Annotated in this window: 16 protein-coding genes and 1 pseudogene; 14 read left to right on the top strand and 3 right to left on the bottom strand. The window is 67.2% G+C overall.

From position 1 onward, the window contains the following. The 10 genes and pseudogenes from A5663_RS00875 to A5663_RS00835 all read left to right on the top strand — a co-directional run. Positions 1-362, top strand: a 362-nt coding sequence (locus A5663_RS00875; RefSeq protein WP_304443144.1) for an exodeoxyribonuclease VII large subunit, incomplete at its 5' end; no start/stop codon positions are given. Beyond that, positions 359-571, top strand: a complete 213-nt coding sequence (locus tag A5663_RS22420; RefSeq protein ID WP_082973871.1) for an exodeoxyribonuclease VII small subunit — start codon at positions 359-361, stop codon at positions 569-571. The genes A5663_RS00875 and A5663_RS22420, both read left to right, overlap by 4 nt. A 63-nt stretch (positions 572-634) precedes the next feature. Then, complete coding sequence (locus A5663_RS00870; RefSeq protein WP_068143017.1) at positions 635-1,744, top strand: NAD-dependent epimerase/dehydratase family protein; 1,110 nt, start codon at positions 635-637, stop codon at positions 1,742-1,744. Positions 1,745-1,873: 129 nt separating this feature from the next. After that, the gene (locus A5663_RS00865) at positions 1,874-2,614 is read left to right on the top strand and encodes an alpha/beta fold hydrolase (RefSeq protein ID WP_068143016.1); all 741 of its coding nucleotides are present in this window, start codon (positions 1,874-1,876) and stop codon (positions 2,612-2,614) included. A 40-nt stretch (positions 2,615-2,654) separates the two neighbouring features. Continuing rightward, entirely contained in the window at positions 2,655-4,196 is a 1,542-nt protein-coding gene (locus tag A5663_RS00860; protein ID WP_068143015.1) for an arylsulfatase, read from the top strand. Further along, positions 4,197-5,076, top strand: a pseudogene (locus tag A5663_RS00855) (HAD family hydrolase). It abuts the gene before it with no gap. Then, the gene (locus A5663_RS00850) at positions 5,069-5,944 is read left to right on the top strand and encodes a formylglycine-generating enzyme family protein (RefSeq protein ID WP_068143014.1); all 876 of its coding nucleotides are present in this window, start codon (positions 5,069-5,071) and stop codon (positions 5,942-5,944) included. The pseudogene A5663_RS00855 and the gene A5663_RS00850 overlap by 8 nt, the downstream one beginning before the upstream one ends. Positions 5,945-6,016: 72 nt before the next feature. Beyond that, the gene (locus A5663_RS00845) at positions 6,017-6,793 is read left to right on the top strand and encodes an SDR family NAD(P)-dependent oxidoreductase (RefSeq protein ID WP_068143013.1); all 777 of its coding nucleotides are present in this window, start codon (positions 6,017-6,019) and stop codon (positions 6,791-6,793) included. Then, on the top strand, positions 6,790-7,617 hold the full coding sequence (locus A5663_RS00840) for an SDR family oxidoreductase (RefSeq protein WP_068143012.1): 828 nt from the start codon (positions 6,790-6,792) through the stop codon (positions 7,615-7,617). Before A5663_RS00845 ends, A5663_RS00840 begins: the two co-directional genes overlap by 4 nt. Before the next feature lie 11 nt (positions 7,618-7,628). Then, the gene (locus A5663_RS00835; protein WP_068143011.1) at positions 7,629-8,825 is read left to right on the top strand and encodes an AI-2E family transporter; all 1,197 of its coding nucleotides are present in this window, start codon (positions 7,629-7,631) and stop codon (positions 8,823-8,825) included. On the opposite strand, the gene A5663_RS00830 is transcribed toward A5663_RS00835, so the two are convergent. Both A5663_RS00830 and A5663_RS00825 read right to left on the bottom strand, forming a co-directional pair. Further along, the gene (locus A5663_RS00830; RefSeq protein ID WP_068143010.1) at positions 8,806-9,648 is read right to left on the bottom strand and encodes a dienelactone hydrolase family protein; all 843 of its coding nucleotides are present in this window, start codon (positions 9,646-9,648) and stop codon (positions 8,806-8,808) included. The genes A5663_RS00835 and A5663_RS00830 overlap by 20 nt on opposite strands. A gap of 103 nt (positions 9,649-9,751) precedes the next feature. After that, on the bottom strand, positions 9,752-10,429 hold the full coding sequence (locus A5663_RS00825) for a DUF4245 domain-containing protein (protein WP_068143009.1): 678 nt from the start codon (positions 10,427-10,429) through the stop codon (positions 9,752-9,754). A 53-nt stretch (positions 10,430-10,482) separates the two neighbouring features. Here A5663_RS00825 and glpX point away from each other — a divergent pair, with 53 nt between their 5' ends. The 4 genes from glpX (at position 10,483) to A5663_RS00805 (ending at position 16,125) form a co-directional block, all read left to right on the top strand. Further along, positions 10,483-11,511: a class II fructose-bisphosphatase gene (gene glpX, locus A5663_RS00820; RefSeq protein WP_068143008.1), complete on the top strand. Its 1,029-nt coding sequence runs from the start codon at positions 10,483-10,485 to the stop codon at positions 11,509-11,511. 28 nt (positions 11,512-11,539) lie between these two features. Next, positions 11,540-12,958, top strand: a complete 1,419-nt coding sequence (locus tag A5663_RS00815; RefSeq protein ID WP_068143007.1) for a class II fumarate hydratase — start codon at positions 11,540-11,542, stop codon at positions 12,956-12,958. Positions 12,959-13,036: 78 nt separating this feature from the next. Further along, positions 13,037-15,829 (top strand): LuxR family transcriptional regulator, encoded by a 2,793-nt coding sequence (locus A5663_RS00810; RefSeq protein WP_068143006.1) that lies wholly within the window; start codon positions 13,037-13,039, stop codon positions 15,827-15,829. An 80-nt stretch (positions 15,830-15,909) separates the two neighbouring features. Beyond that, positions 15,910-16,125 (top strand): hypothetical protein, encoded by a 216-nt coding sequence (locus tag A5663_RS00805; RefSeq protein ID WP_068143005.1) that lies wholly within the window; start codon positions 15,910-15,912, stop codon positions 16,123-16,125. Here A5663_RS00805 and A5663_RS00800 read toward each other — a convergent pair. Continuing rightward, positions 16,103-17,428, bottom strand: coding sequence for a PhoH family protein (locus tag A5663_RS00800; protein ID WP_068143023.1), 1,326 nt, complete (start codon positions 17,426-17,428; stop codon positions 16,103-16,105). The two genes, A5663_RS00805 and A5663_RS00800, sit on opposite strands and share 23 nt — an antisense overlap.

Genomic DNA, 17,428 nt, shown 5'->3' with positions numbered 1-17,428 from the left:
ACTGGTCGATGACGCTTTCCTCGCGGTGCACCCAGTTGCGCAGCAGGCCGGTACTGGCTCAGCCGCTGGCCGCCATCACCGCGCGCGCAGATGAGGTGCACCGCGCCCGCGCAGCGGCCCGCCGGGATATCACCCAGCTGGTGACATCCCAGACTCATCACATCGGTCACCTGTCGGCGCGCCTGACCACATTGGGCCCGGCGGCGACGCTCGCGCGCGGTTATGCCGTGGTACAGACGTTGCCCGCGGCCGCGGTCCTACGCGCGACGGGCGACGCTCCACCGGGCACGCGGTTGCGGGTCCGGGTGGCCGACGGTGCGATCACCGCGCTCAGCGAGGGGCCGGAAGGGACGGCGAAGTGAAGCCCATTAGTGAATTGGGTTATGAAGAAGCACGAGAAGAACTCATGGCCGTGGTCCAGCAGTTGGAGCAGGGCGGACTGGACCTCGACACATCGCTGAAACTCTGGGAAAGAGGCGAAGAACTGGCTAAACGGTGTGAGGAACACTTAGCTGGGGCGCGCAAGCGGATCGAAGATGCGTTGGCCGCCAAAGAGCCGGAAAAAAGTTGAGCCGGGAACTATCCGGGCCACAGGGGGTCGAAACTGTAACACGTTTCAGTTATGCTGCCTCGCATGGGTGACGCAACACTGACCACTGAACTCGGCCGGGTGCTCGTCACGGGCGGTTCCGGGTTCGTCGGGGCCAACCTGGTGACCGAACTTCTCGAGCGGGGACATCACGTCCGCTCCTTCGACCGGGCCCCCTCCCCGCTACCGGCCCATCCGGCGCTCGAAGTACTCGAAGGCGACATCTGCGACGCGGAGACCGTCGAGGCGGCCGTCGCCGATGTCGACACCGTCTTTCACACCGCCGCGATCATCGACCTGACCGGCGGACGAGCGGTCAGCAAGGAAAGTCGCAAACGAAGCTTCGCGATCAACGTCACCGGCACCGAGAACCTGGTGCGCGCGGCGCGGGAGGCAGGCGTCAAGCGGTTCGTCTACACGGCCTCCAACAGCGTCGTGATGGGCGGCAAGCGCATCTCGGGTGGCGACGAAACCCTGCCTTACACCGAACGTTTCAACGATCTCTACACCGAGACCAAGGTGGCCGCCGAGAAGTTCGTACTGGCGCAGAACGGTGTCGGCGGGATGCTGACGTGTTCGATCAGACCCAGTGGGATCTGGGGCCGCGGCGACCAGACGATGTTCCGCAAGGTGTTCGAGAGCGTGCTCGCCGGACACGTCAAAGTGCTCGTCGGCAGTAAGAACGTCAAGCTCGACAACTCCTACGTGCACAACCTCATTCACGGTTTCATCCTCGCCGCCCAGCACCTGGTGCCCGGCGGCTCGGCACCCGGGCAGGCATACTTCATCAACGACGGCGAGCCGATCAACATGTTCGAGTTCTCGCGCCCCGTCGTCGAGGCGTGCGGTCAGAAGTATCCGAACTTCCGGGTGCCCGGCCGGCTCGTATGGTTCGTGATGACCGTGTGGCAGTGGCTGCACTTCAAGCTCAAGCTGCCCAAGCCGATGATCGAACCGCTCAGCGTGGAACGGCTTTACCTCGACAACTACTTCTCCATTGCCAAGGCCGAGCGCGACCTCGGCTACCGGCCGCGGTTCACAACCGAGCAGGCGATGGCCGACTGTCTGCCCTACTACGTCGACCTGTACCGCAAGATGGAGAGCGCGTCGAAGCAACCGGCAGTCAGCATCACGGCGGCCGCACCGGAAGGCTGACCACCGACGCGGCTACCGTGCGCCGGTGGACGATTCGTCGTCATCGAGTGTGAAGCCATGGCGCAAATCTGCGTCCAATTTCGCCGTGGCTTCACACTCGAGGGTGTCGACGATTAACTTCTACAGGCGATGACGCGGTCGCGGTTCACCACCAACGGTGAGGTGCGGCTGCACTTCGTCGACACGGGCGGCGACGACTCCGGCGCGCCGATCATCTTCGTCCCCGGTTTCACCGACACCGCCGACGACTACCTCGAGGTCCTGCCTCTGTTCGGCCGGCGGACGGCGGTGGTCGAGTTGCGCGGGCACGGGCGAAGCAGCGCACCGGAGAACGGTTACGACTCAGCGACTCTCGCCTCCGATGTCGGCGCTGTGGTCGATGCGGTCACCGACGGGCCGGTGCACCTCGTGACGTTCTCACGCGGTACACCGTACGCGCTGATCTGGGCGCTGCAGCACTGCCCGCGTGTCCACTCGGTGTCGATCGGCGACTACGTGCCCGAGGAGATCACGCTGCCGGACGAGGTCTCGACGTTCCTGCTGGACGGCCGCTGGCGCGGCACCCCTGTGCACGAGCGCGTGAATCGAGACGCCGGCGTCGAGATCTTTCGCGCGGCACGGCGCCAGTCGTTCTGGGACCGGCTGGCGAGATGGCAGCCGCCCCTGCTGGTGGTGCGGAGCCCGAACAGCCCGCTGATCGACGACGCCGTGTGGGACCGCTACCGACGGCTGTTCCCGGCGGCCCGCCTCCACGTGTTCGCCGACTCGCCGCACGACATATTCCGTCCCGACCGCGGCCGCTTCCCGGCCCTGGTGCGCGAGCACGTCGATGCAGTCGATTCCCCTGACCGACAACGATTGCGGCCCTAGGCTTTCTGTCGAGACGTCCGAACGACCGCGAGGAGTCGCGATGCCCAACGACAAACCCAACATCCTGGTCATCTGGGGCGACGACATCGGCATCACGAACCTGAGCTGTTACAGCGACGGCTTGATGGGCTACCGCACGCCGAACATCGATCGCATCGCCAACGAGGGCATGCGGTTCACCGACTCCTACGGTGAGCAAAGCTGCACCGCCGGTCGCGCAGCGTTCATCACAGGACAAAGCGTCTACCGTACTGGTTTGAGCAAGGTCGGTTTCCCCGGTGCGGATGTGGGGCTCCAGGCTGAAGACCCGACAATCGCCGAATGCCTCAAGCCGTTGGGTTATGCGACCGGACAGTTCGGCAAGAATCACCTCGGCGATTTGAACAAGTACCTGCCGACCGCGCACGGCTTCGACGAGTTCTTCGGCAACCTCTACCACCTCAACGTCGAAGAGGAACCGGAGCTGCCGGATTACCCGAGCAGCGACCAGTTTCCCCGACTGCACCAGTCCAACCTGCCGCGCGGGGTGATCAAGTCGTGGGCGCTCGACGAGGTCTCGACCGAACCCGACGATCCGAAATTCGGCCCCGTGGGCAAGCAGCGCATCGAGGACACCGGTCCGCTGACCAAGAAGCGGATGGAAACGATCGACGACGAGACCACCGACGCCTGCATCGACTTCATAAAACGCCAGGCCGAGGCCGACACCCCGTTCTTCGTATGGATGAACACCACGCACATGCACCTGCGCACCCACCCGAAGCCCGAATCAGTCGGCCAGGCGGGGCTGTGGCAGTCGCCGTATCACGACACGATGATCGACCACGACGGCCATGTCGGCCGGCTTCTCGACACCCTCGACGAACTCGGCATCGCCGACGACACCATCGTGATCTACTCGACGGACAACGGACCGCACGCCAACACCTGGCCGGACGGTGCGACGACACCGTTCCGAAGCGAGAAGAACACCAACTGGGAAGGCGCATTTCGGATTCCGGAGCTGATCCGGTGGCCGGGCAAGATTCCCGCGGGTGTCGTCTCCAACGAGATCATTCAGCATCACGACTGGTTCCCGACCTTCCTCGCCGCAGCGGGCGAACCCGACATCGTCGAAAAGCTCAAGAAGGGGCACAAGGTCGGCGACAAAGAATTCAAGGTTCACCTCGACGCGTTCAACCTCCTTCCGTACCTGACCGGCGAAGTCGACGAGAGCCCGCGTAAGGGCTTCATCTACTTCTCCGACGACTGCGACGTGCTCGGATTCCGGTTCCACAACTGGAAAGTCGTCTTCCAGGAACAGCGCTGTGCGGGCACCCTGCAGATCTGGATGGAACCCTTCACACCACTGCGGGCACCGAAGATCTTCAACCTGCGGACCGACCCGTTCGAGCGGGCCGACATCACGTCGAACACGTACTACGACTGGTGGCTCGACCACGACTTCATCGCGTTCTACGGCAGCGGAATCGTCACACAGTTCGTGGAGACATTCAGAGAATTCCCACCGCGGCAGGAGGCCGCGTCGTTCACGATCAACCACGCCGTGGCCAAACTGAACGACTTCCTGGCGAAGGACTAGATGCTCCAGTCGTGGACTGACGGGCCCACCAAGTCGGCGATCGTCGAGTTCGTCCAGCGCACCGTCGACGATGTCCCGCCCGAGGACCGCATTGCCGTCTTCGACAACGACGGCACGCTGTGGTGTGAGAAGCCGGCGTACATCCAGCTCGACTTCCTCGTACGCCGGATGGCCGAGCAGGCCCGAGCCGATCCGGCGCTGGCCGACCGCCAGCCGTACCAGGCTGCGGCCACGGGTGATCTGAAGTGGTTCGGCGACGCGGTCACCAAGCACTACAACGGCGACGACTCCGAACTCAAAGTGCTTGCCGGCGGGATTCTCTCGGCGTTCGCCGGGTTGACCGTCGAGGAGCACGCCGAGCGCGTGAAGTCGTTCTTCGCTTCGGCTCGGCACCCGACGCTGGACCGGCCCTACACGGCCTGCGGGTACACACCGATGATCGAGCTGCTGCGCTACCTGCAGGACAACGGCTTCACCACCTACATCGCGTCGGGCGGCGGGCGCGACTTCATGCGACCGGTCACTCCTGCGATGTACGGGATTCCGCCCGAGCGTGTGATCGGCAGCTCGGTCGGCCTCGACTTCGTCGACGGTGACCTGCGCACGACGAACCGCCCGGAGTTTCTCGACGACGGACCGGTCAAGCGTGCGGATCTGGGGCCGTACGGGGCGTCGCCCGATCTTCGCTGCAGGCAATTCGAACGGCGATATCGAGATGCTGGAGTTCACCCGCGGCCTACGACTGCTGGTGCTGCACGACGACGCCGAGCGCGAATTCGACTACACCGCAGGCGCGGAGAAGGCTTTGGGCCTGGCCGAGAACGACGGCTGGACCGTCGTCAGCATGAAGAACGACTGGACGACGATCTTCGGTGACTGACCTCGTCTGGATTCCACCGCAGACCACTGTCATCGGCTCCGACGGGCACTACCCCGAAGAGGCGCCCGCGCGGGAAGTCAGCGTCGAAGGCTTCTGGATAGCGCGTCATCAGGTGACCAATGTGCAGTTCGCCGAATTCATAGCCGCGACAAGCTATGTCACGGTCGCCGAACGCCCCGTCGACCCCGCCATGTTTCCCGATGCACCCGAGCAGAACCTGCAGCCAGGATCGATGGTCTTCCATCGGACACGTGGACCGGTCGACCTGCGGCACCTCAACTCGTGGTGGACGTGGACGCCCGGGGCGTCGTGGCGACATCCGGTCGGTCCGCTGTCGTCGATCGACAAGCGGGCCGATCATCCGGTGGTGCATGTGGCCTACGAAGACGCCGAAGCGTATGCGCAGTGGGCGGGCACGGCGCTGCCGACCGAGGCCGAATGGGAGGTCGCCGCGCGCGGCGGACTCACCGGTGCGACGTACTGCTGGGGCGACGAACCCGAGCAACCCGGCGAACAACTCGCCAACTACTGGCACGGCGATTTTCCGTGGCGGCCCGAGAAGAGTTACGGCCGAACCACTTCCGTGGGCGTGTTTCCGCCCAACGGTTATGGCTTGTTCGACATGGCAGGCAACGTATGGGAGTGGACCACCGACTTCTACAGCGACACACCATCGGGCGCGAGCTGTTGCGAGACGGAGAGTTACGATCCGCACCAGCCGCAGTTCCGTGTGCCGCGCCGGGTGGTCAAGGGCGGGTCATTCCTGTGCGCCGACTCTTACTGCCGGCGCTACCGTCCGGCCGCGCGGCGACCCCAACCCGTCGACACCGGGATGAGCCACATCGGCTTTCGCTGCGTCAAGCGCTGACTGAGTGCACTCGGCTGAGCGCGAACCGCTAGGTTCGAACACGTTCCACTTCGCCGTCGAAGGGCCAACTGTATGAGCAACGGGCAAGCCGCCAGGCAGGCAGTGGTGATCGGCGCCGCGTCGGGCATCGGCTGGGCCACCGCCAAGGCACTCGCCGCCGAGGGCGACCGCGTCACGCTCGCCGACCGTAACCTCGACGGCGCACAAGAGCGCGCCGCCGAACTCGGCGAACCACACAGCGCCGCGCACGTCGACGTCACCGACGAGGCCTCGGTGCAGGCGCTGTTCGATGCGGCCGGCCCGCTCGACATCGTGGTCAACTGCGCGGGTTTCGGCAGCCTCGGGCTGATCACCGATCTGGCCGTGGCGGAGTTCCGCTCCGTGGTCGACGTCTGCCTCAACGGTGCGTTCATCGTCGCCAAGTACGCCGGACACAAGCTGCGAGAGGGCGGTTCGCTCGTGTCGATCAGCTCGCTGAACGGTCGACAGCCGGCGGTGGGCATGAGCGCGTACTGCTCGGCCAAGGCGGGGCTGTCGATGCTGACCCAGGTGGCCGCGCTCGAGATGGGTCCGCGCGGCATCCGGGTAAACGCCGTCTCCCCCGGCTTCGTCGAGACCCCGCTGACCGAAGGATCGTCACTGATTCCGGGCCTCGTCGAGGACTACGTCGACAACACCGCGCTCGGCCGCGCGGGTCAACCGGAGGAGATCGCCGACGCGGTGGTGTTCCTGTGCTCACCCAAGGCGTCCTGGCTGACCGGCGAGGTGCTCGACCTCAACGGCGGCGCACACCTGAAGAAGTATCCCGACGTGCTGGGGCACGTCACGAAACTGGCGGAGGCGCAGTGACTTTCGTGGGTAAGCAGGCGATCGTCACCGGGGCGGGCTCCGGCATCGGCGCGGCGCTGTGCCGCGCGCTCGTCGGTGCGGGCGCGGACGTGGTGTGCACCGACATCGACGGCGACGCCGCCGAACGTACGGCGGCCGGCCTCGGGCAGCAGGCCCGCGCGGCGCGCCTCGACGTCACCGACGCCTTGGCGGTGCAGGCCGCCGTCGACGACGTGGTGAACCGTGCCGGCCGGCTGGACCTGATGTTCAACAACGCCGGCATCGTGTGGGGCGGCGACACCGAACTGCTGACGCTGGACCAGTGGAACGCGATCATCGACGTCAACATCCGCGGCGTGGTGCACGGCGTCGCCGCCGCCTACCCGCTGATGGTGCGCCAAGGGCACGGCCACATCGTCAACACCGCATCGATGGCCGGGTTGACCGCCGCAGGCCAGGTCACCAGCTACGTGATGACCAAGCACGCCGTGGTCGGGCTGTCGCTGGCGCTGCGATCGGAAGCCGCCGCACGCGGCGTCGGGGTGCTGGTGGTCTGCCCGGCCGCGGTGGAGACGCCGATCCTGGACAAGGGCGCGATCGGCGGATTCGTCGGCCGCGACTACTTCCTGCCCGCGCAGGGCGGTAAACCGTACGACGCCGACCGGCTCGCCCTGGACGTCCTGCGCGCCGTCGAGAAGAACAAGCCGATCCTGGTCAAGCCGCGGATCGCCCATGCGCAGTGGCTGTTCGCCCGGCTCGCGCCGCGGTTGATGAACCGCGTCTCCATGCGGTTCATCGCGGACCAGCGCGCCAAACAAGCTCAGGCCAGGGCCGACACGCTGTAGACATAGCGTCGATGGACACCGAATTCACGCCCACCCAGAAGCGGGCGCTGGCCGTCGCGACCGGCGTCGCGATCGTGTTCGGCGCGTACTTCCTGCGCGGCTACTTCATCCTGGTCGTAGTCGCAGCGGTGGCGGCCTACCTGTTCTCGCCGCTTTACCGGCGGCTCAACAAGCGACTCGGCAGCGGGCTGTCGGCGACGGTGACGTTGCTGGCCGCGATCGCCGCGGTGATCGTGCCGGTGAGCCTGTTCGTGTTCCTGGCGGTCGTGCAGATCACGACGATGGTGGACCGGGTGGCCGAATGGGTGGGCCGCACCGATCTGTCGACACTGGGCGATCGCGCGCTGCAGGCCGTCAACGACCTGCTGGCCCGGGTGCCCTACGTCGACACCACCGTCACCCCGCAGTCCCTGCAGGGGTCGATGACGAAGGTGGCACAGGAGGCCGGCCACTGGCTGCTCGGGCTGTTGCAAGGCGCCGCGGGCGGAGTTTTCGGCGCGGTGACCGCGTTGATCCTCTTCCTGTACGTCTTCATCTCGCTGCTCGTCAACCGCGATCAGGTGCTGCGGATCATCCGTCAGCTCAATCCGCTCGGTGAGGAGGTCACCGACCTCTACATGGCGAAGATGGGCGCGATGGTCAAGGGCACCGTGATGGGTCAGTTCGTCATCGCGGTCTGCCAGGGCGTCGCGGGTGCGGCGTCGATCTACATCGCCGGCTTCCACCAGGGCTTCTTCCTGTTCGCGGTGCTGTTGTCCGCGCTGTCGGTGATCCCCTTGGGCGGCGGCATCGTCACGATCCCGTTCGGGATCGGAATGATCCTGTTCGGCAACGTCTTCGGCGGCGCGTTCGTCGTGCTATTCCATCTCATCGTCGTCACCAACATCGACAACTTCCTGCGGCCGATCCTGGTGCCACGCGCAGCGCGGCTGGACCCGGCGCTGATGCTGCTCGCGGTGTTCGCGGGCATCAGTATGTTCGGCGCGTGGGGCATCGTGATCGGACCGGTGCTGATGATCGTCATCGTCACGACGATCAGCGTCTACCTGTCGGTGTACAAAGGTGTACCGCTGGAGCGACCCGACGCCGACGACGAGAAGCCCAAGCGACGAAACCCGTTGTGGTGGTTGGGCCGCCGCCTCAAAGAGGCACGCGACCGAGTCAAGGCGGCCGACGAGAAGAGCGAGGCTAAGCCAGCCGCTCCTTGAGGAACGCGACCACACGCTTGAGGGCGACGTCCGTCGGATGACCTTCGTGCTGGCGCAGTTCCAGCGTCAGCACCGAGTGCGCGGTCTTGGCGAACCCGTGCTCGTTGCCCTTGCGCGAGTCGATCTCGATCACCTCGAACGCGTCGCCGAGCCGGTCATTGAGTGTCTTGAACCGCGCGGCGGGTACCAGTGGGTCCTCGGAGAAGCGCAGCCCCAGCGCACACAGCCCGTCGTCGGCGGCGCGTCGCTCCACGATTCGCAGCTCGGCCTCGGAGAGCCCCGGATCTCGTCGTTGCTTGGGAGTCAACGGAAGCGGCAATGACGGTTGGCTCAGCACCGGCGCGAGCACACTGTCGTCGACGGCGGCGGCCAAAGCGAAGCCACCGGTGAAACACTGGCCGATCACCCCGACGCCCTTGCCCGGCGTGCTCTCGTTGAGGTCGCGGGCCAACGCGCGCAGGTAGTGCGCAACCGGCCGGTCGGCGTTGGTCGCCAGCGCAGCGAATTCCTTTGCCACACAACCGCGCAGCATGACCGGCACCGCACCCGGCCGCATGGCGGGCGCGCCGGGCGTGCCGAACAGCGACGGGATCGCGACCGTGAACCCGTTGTCCACCAGATGGTTACCGAGCGCAAACACCCCGGGGTGCGCGCCGGGCATCTCCGGAATCAGGACGACGCCCGGGCCCTCGCCGCGGCGATAGACGTCGTGCGTGTAGCCGGCCGCCGAGAACCCCGACACGGCCCAGCCCGTGAGGTCGGCTTCCGGAGCCGCCCCGGCGGCGACGTCAGCTTTCGGTGCCGCGGGATCCTCTGCGGTCATGGCGCTCCTGTAGTCCGCTCATTGCTGTGATTGAAACCAGGCAGAGAAAGTGCGAGAAGCGACCTGCGTGGGTTCAATCTCGTCGAACCGGTCACGCGTGCTCCTACTTGACGGGCAGCGGCGAGGCGGTCTGCGTCGCCGCCGCAAGCGTACGGTACTCATCGGTACCCGCGGCGCCGGTCAGCGCGACTTGCGCGATCCCCGTCGGGCCGGCCAGCCGTGTCGTCCACACCGGTTCGGCGGGTTCACCGTCGGAGTCGCTGCCCTCGTAGACCACCCACCGGATCCCGTCGACGTCCTGTACCCCGGTCGGCACCACGTCGGGATTGATCGAGCCGACCAGCTTGTCCTCGTCGGCGTTGCTCTGGGTCAGGCTCAGGTACATGCCGCTGGGCGCCAGGTAGCCGACCGTGGAACTGACAGCGCGCGCCGGGCGGCCCGTCGCCGGATCGGTGCGCCCGTCGTCGATGCCTTTCCGGCTGCCCGAGTTCGACTGCCAGCCCTCGGGCAGGGCGGGCACCCGGATCGGGATCTTCAGCGCGTCGGCGTCGGCCCGCAGCGCGGCCGCCGCGTCGTACGACGGCGCCGGACCGGGGCCCGGCCCGGAGGCCTGGAACGAGCACATCCCGAGCACACCGGCCAGCACGATGCAGGCCACCACCAGCGGCGCCATCGACCAGAACATGTCGCGCCCGTCGTGCAGCAACCGGGACTTGGCCGGCCTGGGTGCCGGAGCCGCCTGTCCGGTGCTGTCCGGACGGGGCTGGGGCTGCGTCGTCACGCCCTCAGTATCCCAGCTCCCGACGGCGCCCCCGCTAATGGGACAATCTGGCCATGACGCCGAGCCGTGGGGAAGCGCCCGACCGAAATCTCGCCCTTGAACTAGTCAGAGTCACCGAAGCCGGTGCCATGGCGGCGGGCCGGTGGGTGGGCCGCGGCGACAAGGAGGGTGGTGACGGCGCCGCGGTCGACGCGATGCGCGAGCTGGTGAACTCGGTGTCCATGCGCGGCGTGGTGGTGATCGGCGAGGGCGAGAAGGACAACGCGCCGATGCTCTACAACGGCGAGGACGTCGGCAACGGCGACGGACCGTTGTGCGACTTCGCGGTGGACCCCATCGACGGCACCACGCTGATGAGCAAGGGCCTGTCCAACGCGATCTCGGTGCTGGCGGTGTCCGAGCGCGGCACGATGTTCGATCCGTCGGCGGTGTTCTACATGAGCAAGATCGCCGTCGGCCCCGAGTCGGTCGACGCAATCGACATCACCGCACCGATCGGGGAGAACATCCGCCGCGTAGCCAAGGCCAAGAGCGTCTCGGTCTCCGATCTGACCGTCTGCATTCTCGACCGTCCCCGCCACCGACAACTGATCGCCGATGTGCGCGAGGCCGGCGCGCGGTGCCGCCTGATCACCGACGGCGACGTCGCGGGCGCGATCTCGGCGTGCCGTCCGAACACCAGTACCGACATGCTCGCCGGGATCGGCGGCACGCCTGAGGGCATCATCGCCGCGGCCGCGATCCGCTGTATGGGCGGCGCCATCCAGGGCCAGCTGGCGCCCATGGACGACGACGAGCGCCAGAAGGCGATCGACCGTGGCTACGACCTGGACCGGGTGCTGACGACCGAGGACCTGGTGTCCGGGGACAACGTCTTCTTCTGCGCGACCGGCGTCACCGACGGCGACCTGCTCAAGGGTGTCCACTTCTACAGCGGCGGCTGCACGACGCAGTCGATCGTGATGCGGTCGAAGTCGGGCACGGTGCGGATGATCGAGGCGTACCACCGGTTGTCGAAGCTCAGCGAATACTCCGCGATCGACTTCACCGGCGACAGCAACGCCGTCTATCCGCTGCCGTAAACCACGACAAACAGAAGGACATTCATCAATGAGCGCCGAGTCGTCCCAGGACGTCGAGTACCGCATCGAGCACGACACCATGGGCGAGGTCCGGGTGCCGGTCAACGCGCTGTGGCGCGCGCAGACGCAGCGCGCGGTGGAGAACTTCCCGATCTCCGGCCGCGGCCTCGAGCGCACCCAGATCCGCGCGCTCGGTCTGCTGAAAGGCGCCTGCGCGCAGGTGAACAAGGACCTCGGCCTGTTGGCGCCGGAGAAGGCCGACGCGATCATCGCGGCAGCCGCTGAGATCGCCGACGGATTGCACGACGACCAGTTCCCCATCGACGTGTTCCAGACCGGCTCGGGCACCAGCTCGAACATGAACACCAACGAGGTGATCGCGGGGATCGCGGCGCGCAACGGCGTGACCGTGCATCCGAATGACGACGTGAACATGTCGCAGTCGTCGAACGACACCTTCCCCACCGCCACCCATATCGCCGCGACGGAAGCCGCTGTGCGGCACCTGATTCCGGCACTGGAGGTGCTGCACGAGTCGCTCGACTCGAAGGCCCGCCAGTGGCGCACCGTCGTGAAATCCGGTCGCACCCATCTGATGGACGCAGTTCCGGTGACCCTGGGCCAGGAGTTCAGCGGCTATGCGCGCCAGGTCGAAGCCGGCATCGAACGGGTCAAGGCGACGCTCCCCCGGCTCGGTGAGCTGGCCATCGGCGGCACCGCGGTCGGCACCGGGCTCAACGCCCCCGACGATTTCGACGAGCGTGTCGTCGCCGTGCTCAGCGAGCAGACCGGGCTGGCCGAACTGAGCGTTGCGGCCAACCATTTCGAGGCGCAGGCCGCTCGCGACGGATTGGTCGAGGCGTCGGGTGCGCTGCGCACGATCGCCGTCTCGCTGACCAAGATCGCCAACGACATCCGCTGGATGGGCTCGGGCCCGTTGACCGGTCTCGGCGAGCTCCAGCTGCCGGACCTGCAGCCGGGCAGCTCGATCATGCCGGGCAAGGTGAACCCGGTGATACCGGAGGCCGTCACGCAGGTGGCCGCGCAGGTGATCGGCAACGACGCGGCGATCGCTTTCGGAGGAGCTTCGGGAGCTTTTGAACTCAATGTCTACATCCCGATGATGGCCCGCAACATCCTCGAGTCGTTCAAGATCCTGACCAACTCCTCGAAGCTGTTCGCCGAGCGCTGCATCGACGGCCTGGTGGCCAACGAGGACCGACTGCGCGAGCTGGCGGAGTCGTCACCCTCGATCGTCACGCCGCTGAACTCGGCGATCGGCTACGAGGAGGCGGCCGCGGTCGCCAAGCAGGCGCTCAAAGAGAAGAAGACGATCCGCCAGACCGTCATCGACCGCGGCCTGATCGGCGACAAGCTGTCCGAGGAGGAATTGGACAAGCGACTCGACGTGCTGGCGATGGCCAAGGTGAAGGACGCCGACCGCTAGTCATGGGTGAACCCGGGCGCCAGCGGGTATAGCCCCACTTGCAGTTGTTTGCTGTGATCAGCTGCAGCCTTGGGGGACATGCCGAGCGAAGTCGTCGTCGGTCAGCCGACGCACCAGCGCGCCGTCGCCGCCTTCCTGAAGTCGATGGAAGGCGGCCCGTCGGCGTTGCTGATCGAGGGTGACGCGGGCATCGGCAAGACCACCCTGTGGTGTGCCGCAATGGAGCGGGCGCGGAAGCGCGGATTCCGGGTACTCTGCGCTCGCGCCACGGCCGCCGAATCGGTGCTCGCCTACACCGCGTTGGCGGACTTGCTCGACGACGCCGACACGGATGCGTGGGCGACGCTGCCGGGTCCACAACGTCTCGCGGTCGACCAGGTGCTGCTGCGGGGCGACAAAGACGTGGTCACCGACCAGCGCGCGGTGGCCGCGGCGTTCCTCTCGGTGGTCGAGCGCCTTGCTGCCGAGCGGCCCGTGCTGTTGGCGATCGACGACCTTCAGTGGCTCGACCCGTCGAGCGTGCACGTCGTCGCGTTCGCGGCGCGACGGCTCACCGGACGAGCGGGGCTGCTTGCCACCCTGCGAACCGAGCCGGTCGACGATGCGGACGCCGCCTGGCTGCAGTTGCCGCGCCCCGAAGCCGTGAACCGAATCCGGTTGAGCCCCTTGACCATCGATGATCTGCACGCCGCCGTCTCCGCGCGGCTGCGGCGACCCTTCTCCCGTCCCGCCATCGGCCGGATCCACCGGATATCGGGCGGGAACCCGTTCTATGCGATAGAACTGGCCCGCTCGATCGACGAAGCGAGTACGGCCGATTCGGGTGTGGCGATGCGGCTGCCCCGCACCCTCACCGACGTCGTGCGCACCCGGCTGGGCAGCCTCGAACCCGAGGTGGACGACGCGCTGCTGGCGGCGGCATGCCTGTCCACGCCGACGGTGGAGTTGGTGTCGAAGGCGACGACGACCGATGCCGGCGAGCTCGTCACACATCTGGAGGTCGCCGAGAGCAGGGGCATCATCGCGATCGACGGCAACCAGGTCCGGTTCGCCCACCCGCTGCTGGCCCGTGGCGTCTACACGCAGGCCGCTTCGGACCGCCGCCGAACGATGCACCGCCGCCTCGCCGAGATCGTCGACGAGCCCGAGTTGCGGGCCAGGCATCTCGCGCTGGCCGCCACCAGGGGTGACGAGGTCACGTTGCGGGCGCTCGACGCCGCCGCCGATTCGGCACGGATGCGGGGCGCGCCTGCCGCGGCGGCCGAGCTGATGGACCTGGCGATCGCCCTGGGCGGCGACACCGCGCAACGACGGTTGCGTTCCGCACTGCACCATTTCGACGCCGGAGACCAGGAGCGCGCGGCGGCGGTGCTCGAGGACGCGATCGATCGGGTGCCCTCGGGTGAGTTGCGCGCTGAAGCATTGAGCCGCTTGGCGGTTGTGCGGCTCTACGGTGACGGCTTCGTCGAAGGCACGTCGCTGTTGTACGACGCGCTCGACGAAGTGCACGACAACGGGGCACTCCGCGTGCAGATCCTGATCACGTTGGCGTACATGCTGTTTCACGGCAACCAGTTGCAGGAGGGGGTGCGGACCGCCGAGGAGGCGGTCGCGAGCGCAGAGCGCGTCGCCAATCCGCACCTGCTCGCGATGGCGATCGGCATGCTGGCCATGATGCGGTTCGTCGCGGGCGCCGGCTACGACGACGAGTTGCTGCAGCGAGCGCTGGAGCTGGAGGACCCGGAGGCGTACACGCCGCTGGTTTTCCAGCCCGCGGTGCAGCACGCGCTGCTGCTGGAGTGGACCGGGCGGCTCGACGAAGCGCGTACCGCGCTCGACAAGATCCGTGCCCGTTGCCTGGAGAAGGGCGAAGAGGGCGAGCACGTGTTCATCTCGCAGCACGTGGTGATGAACGCCGTCTGGCGGGGCGACCTCGTCACCGCCCGCCTGGTCGCCGAGGATGCGTTCGCCAAGGCGCATCAGCTCGGCGGCAACACCCCTCAATTCTTGACGCAGAGCTTGTGCGCGCTACTCGCCGCATTCGCCGGCCAAGAGGACACCACGCGGCGCGCCGTCGACGATGCCCTCGAATGCGCAAGGCGCACTGGCGCATTCCGGTTGTCACACCGCGTGCTGGCCAGCCTCGGGTTCTTGGAGTTGTCGCTGGGCAACCACGAAGCGGCCTTGGCCGCCCTGCAGCCGGTGCTCTCGGAGTTCGATCCCGGGAGCTCGCCGACCGAACTGCCCGACGCCTCGTTCCTGCCGGACGCGATCGAGGCGCTCGTCCATCTCGACCGCCTATCCGAAGCGGAGCCACTCGTCGCGGCGCTGGAGGACAACGGCCGCAGGCTGGGCCGGCGGTGGATGCTCGCGGTGGGGGCGCGCTCGCGCGCGATGTTGCAGGGCGCCCGCGGGGATCTCGGCGCCGCCCAGGAGGCGGCGGTGCGCGCGATGGCCACACATGACGACCTGCCAATGCCGTTCGAGCGTGGACGAACGCTGTTGCTGCTGGGCCAACTCGAGCGCCGCCGGCGCAAGAAGGATTCAGCGACGGCGCATCTGCAGGAGGCAGCGGAGACGTTCGAACGTCTCGGTATTCCGCTGTGGGCGGACCGGGCGCGGGCCGAGCTGTCGCGCGCGAGTGCGGCGGCGTTCGGCGGCGGAGAGCTGACGCCGTCCGAGCAGCGGGTCGCCGAACTGGCCGCGTCCGGGATGAAGAACCGTGACGTCGCGGCCGCGCTGTTCATCAGCCCGAAAACCGTCGAGGCCAACCTCGCCCGCATCTACCGCAAGCTCGGCATCCGCTCGCGCGCCGAGCTGGGCCGTCACATCGCCACGACCCGCGAGTCGCATTCCACTGACGAGGGATAGGGAAACACCCTATTCCTCTGCGGGGGCACAGGATCTACCGTCGAATCGCTGTCCGCCACCCGCCATCGACAGGAGGACCGGTGCGTCTCGACCACGCTTCCGTCAGCCAGACCGACAACGCCGCTGCCTTGGTGACGACCGCCACCAGCCAGCCCGCACTGCGCACGGGATTCGCGGTGCTCGGACTGGTCGCGTTGCTCGACCTGCCGCGCAGCGAACGCGCCGATCGGATGGTGGCGCTCGGTGGGGCCGCGGCCGCCGGGTGGTACCTGGTTACGGCAGCGCGCCGGGGCTGATCTCCTCGAGCATCTCGGTCACCAGCGCGGCAATCGGGGAGCGTTCGCTACGCAGCAGCGTGATGTGGGCGAACAGCGGGTGCCCCTTGAGCTTCTCGATCACTGCCGCGACGCCGTCATGCCGGCCGACTCGCAGGTTGTCGCGCTGGGCGACATCGTGGGTGAGCACCACGCGTGAGCCCGCACCGAGCCGGGACAGCACGGTCAGCAGCACGTTGCGCTCCAGCGACTGGGCCTCGTCGACGATCACGAACGAGTCGTGCAGCGACCGGCCGCGGATGTGCGTCAGCGGCAACACCTCGAGCATGCCGCGCGCCAGCACCTCCTCCAGCACCGCGGGGCTGGCCAATCCCTCGAGCGTGTCGAAGACCGCCTGCGCCCAGGGGCCCATCTTCTCGCTCTCGCTGCCGGGCAGATAGCCGAGGTCCTGGCCGCCGACCGCGTACAGCGGACGGAACACCACGACCTTGCGCTGTGTGCGGCGCTCGAGCACGGCTTCCAGCCCCGCGCACAGCGCCAGCGCGGACTTACCGGTTCCGGCCTTGCCGCCGAGCGAGACGATGCCGACGGATTCGTCGAGCAGCAGATCCAGCGCCACGCGTTGTTCGGCTGAGCGGCCACGCAACCCGAACGCCTCCCGGTCGCCGCGGACCAACTGCACCCGCTTTTCCGGCGTGACCCGGCCCAGCGCGTGCGAGCTGCCGCCGAGCAGCCGAATCCCGGTGTGGCACGGCAGGTTTCGAGCTGCCTCCAGATCGGTCTCACCGTCGGCGAACAGCGCGTCGATGTCTTCGGCGCACACTTCGACCTCGGCCATCCCGGTCCATCCCGACGTGATGACGTCCTGGGCGTGGTACTCGTCGGCCGTCAACCCGACCGCACCGGCCTTCACCCGCAGCGGGATGTCCTTGCTGACCAGCGTGACGTGTTTGCCCTCGGCGGCTAGGTTGGCCGCGACGGTCAGGATCCGCGCATCGTTGCTCTCGGTGCGGAAGCCGGCGGGCAGCACCGACGGGTCGCTGTGATTGAGCTCGACATGCAGCGAACCGCCTTGTGCGCCAACGGGAATCGGCTGGTCAAGCCGACCGTGTTCGAGCCGGAGATCGTCGAACATCCGCAACGCCTGACGCGCGAACCAGCCCAACTCGTGATGGTGGCGCTTGGCTTCGAGTTCGCTGATCACCACCAGCGGAACCACGACCTCGTGCTCGGCAAAGCGCGTGCAGGCCCAGGGATCTGACAGCAACACGGAGGTGTCGAGCACATAAGTCCGAACGTGAGGCCGGACGGCCGATTCAGTCAC

The organism is Mycobacterium sp. E740 (assembly GCF_001672895.1).
Lineage (GTDB): Bacteria > Actinomycetota > Actinomycetes > Mycobacteriales > Mycobacteriaceae > Mycobacterium.
This window is presented reverse-complemented; position numbering and strand designations above follow the sequence as displayed.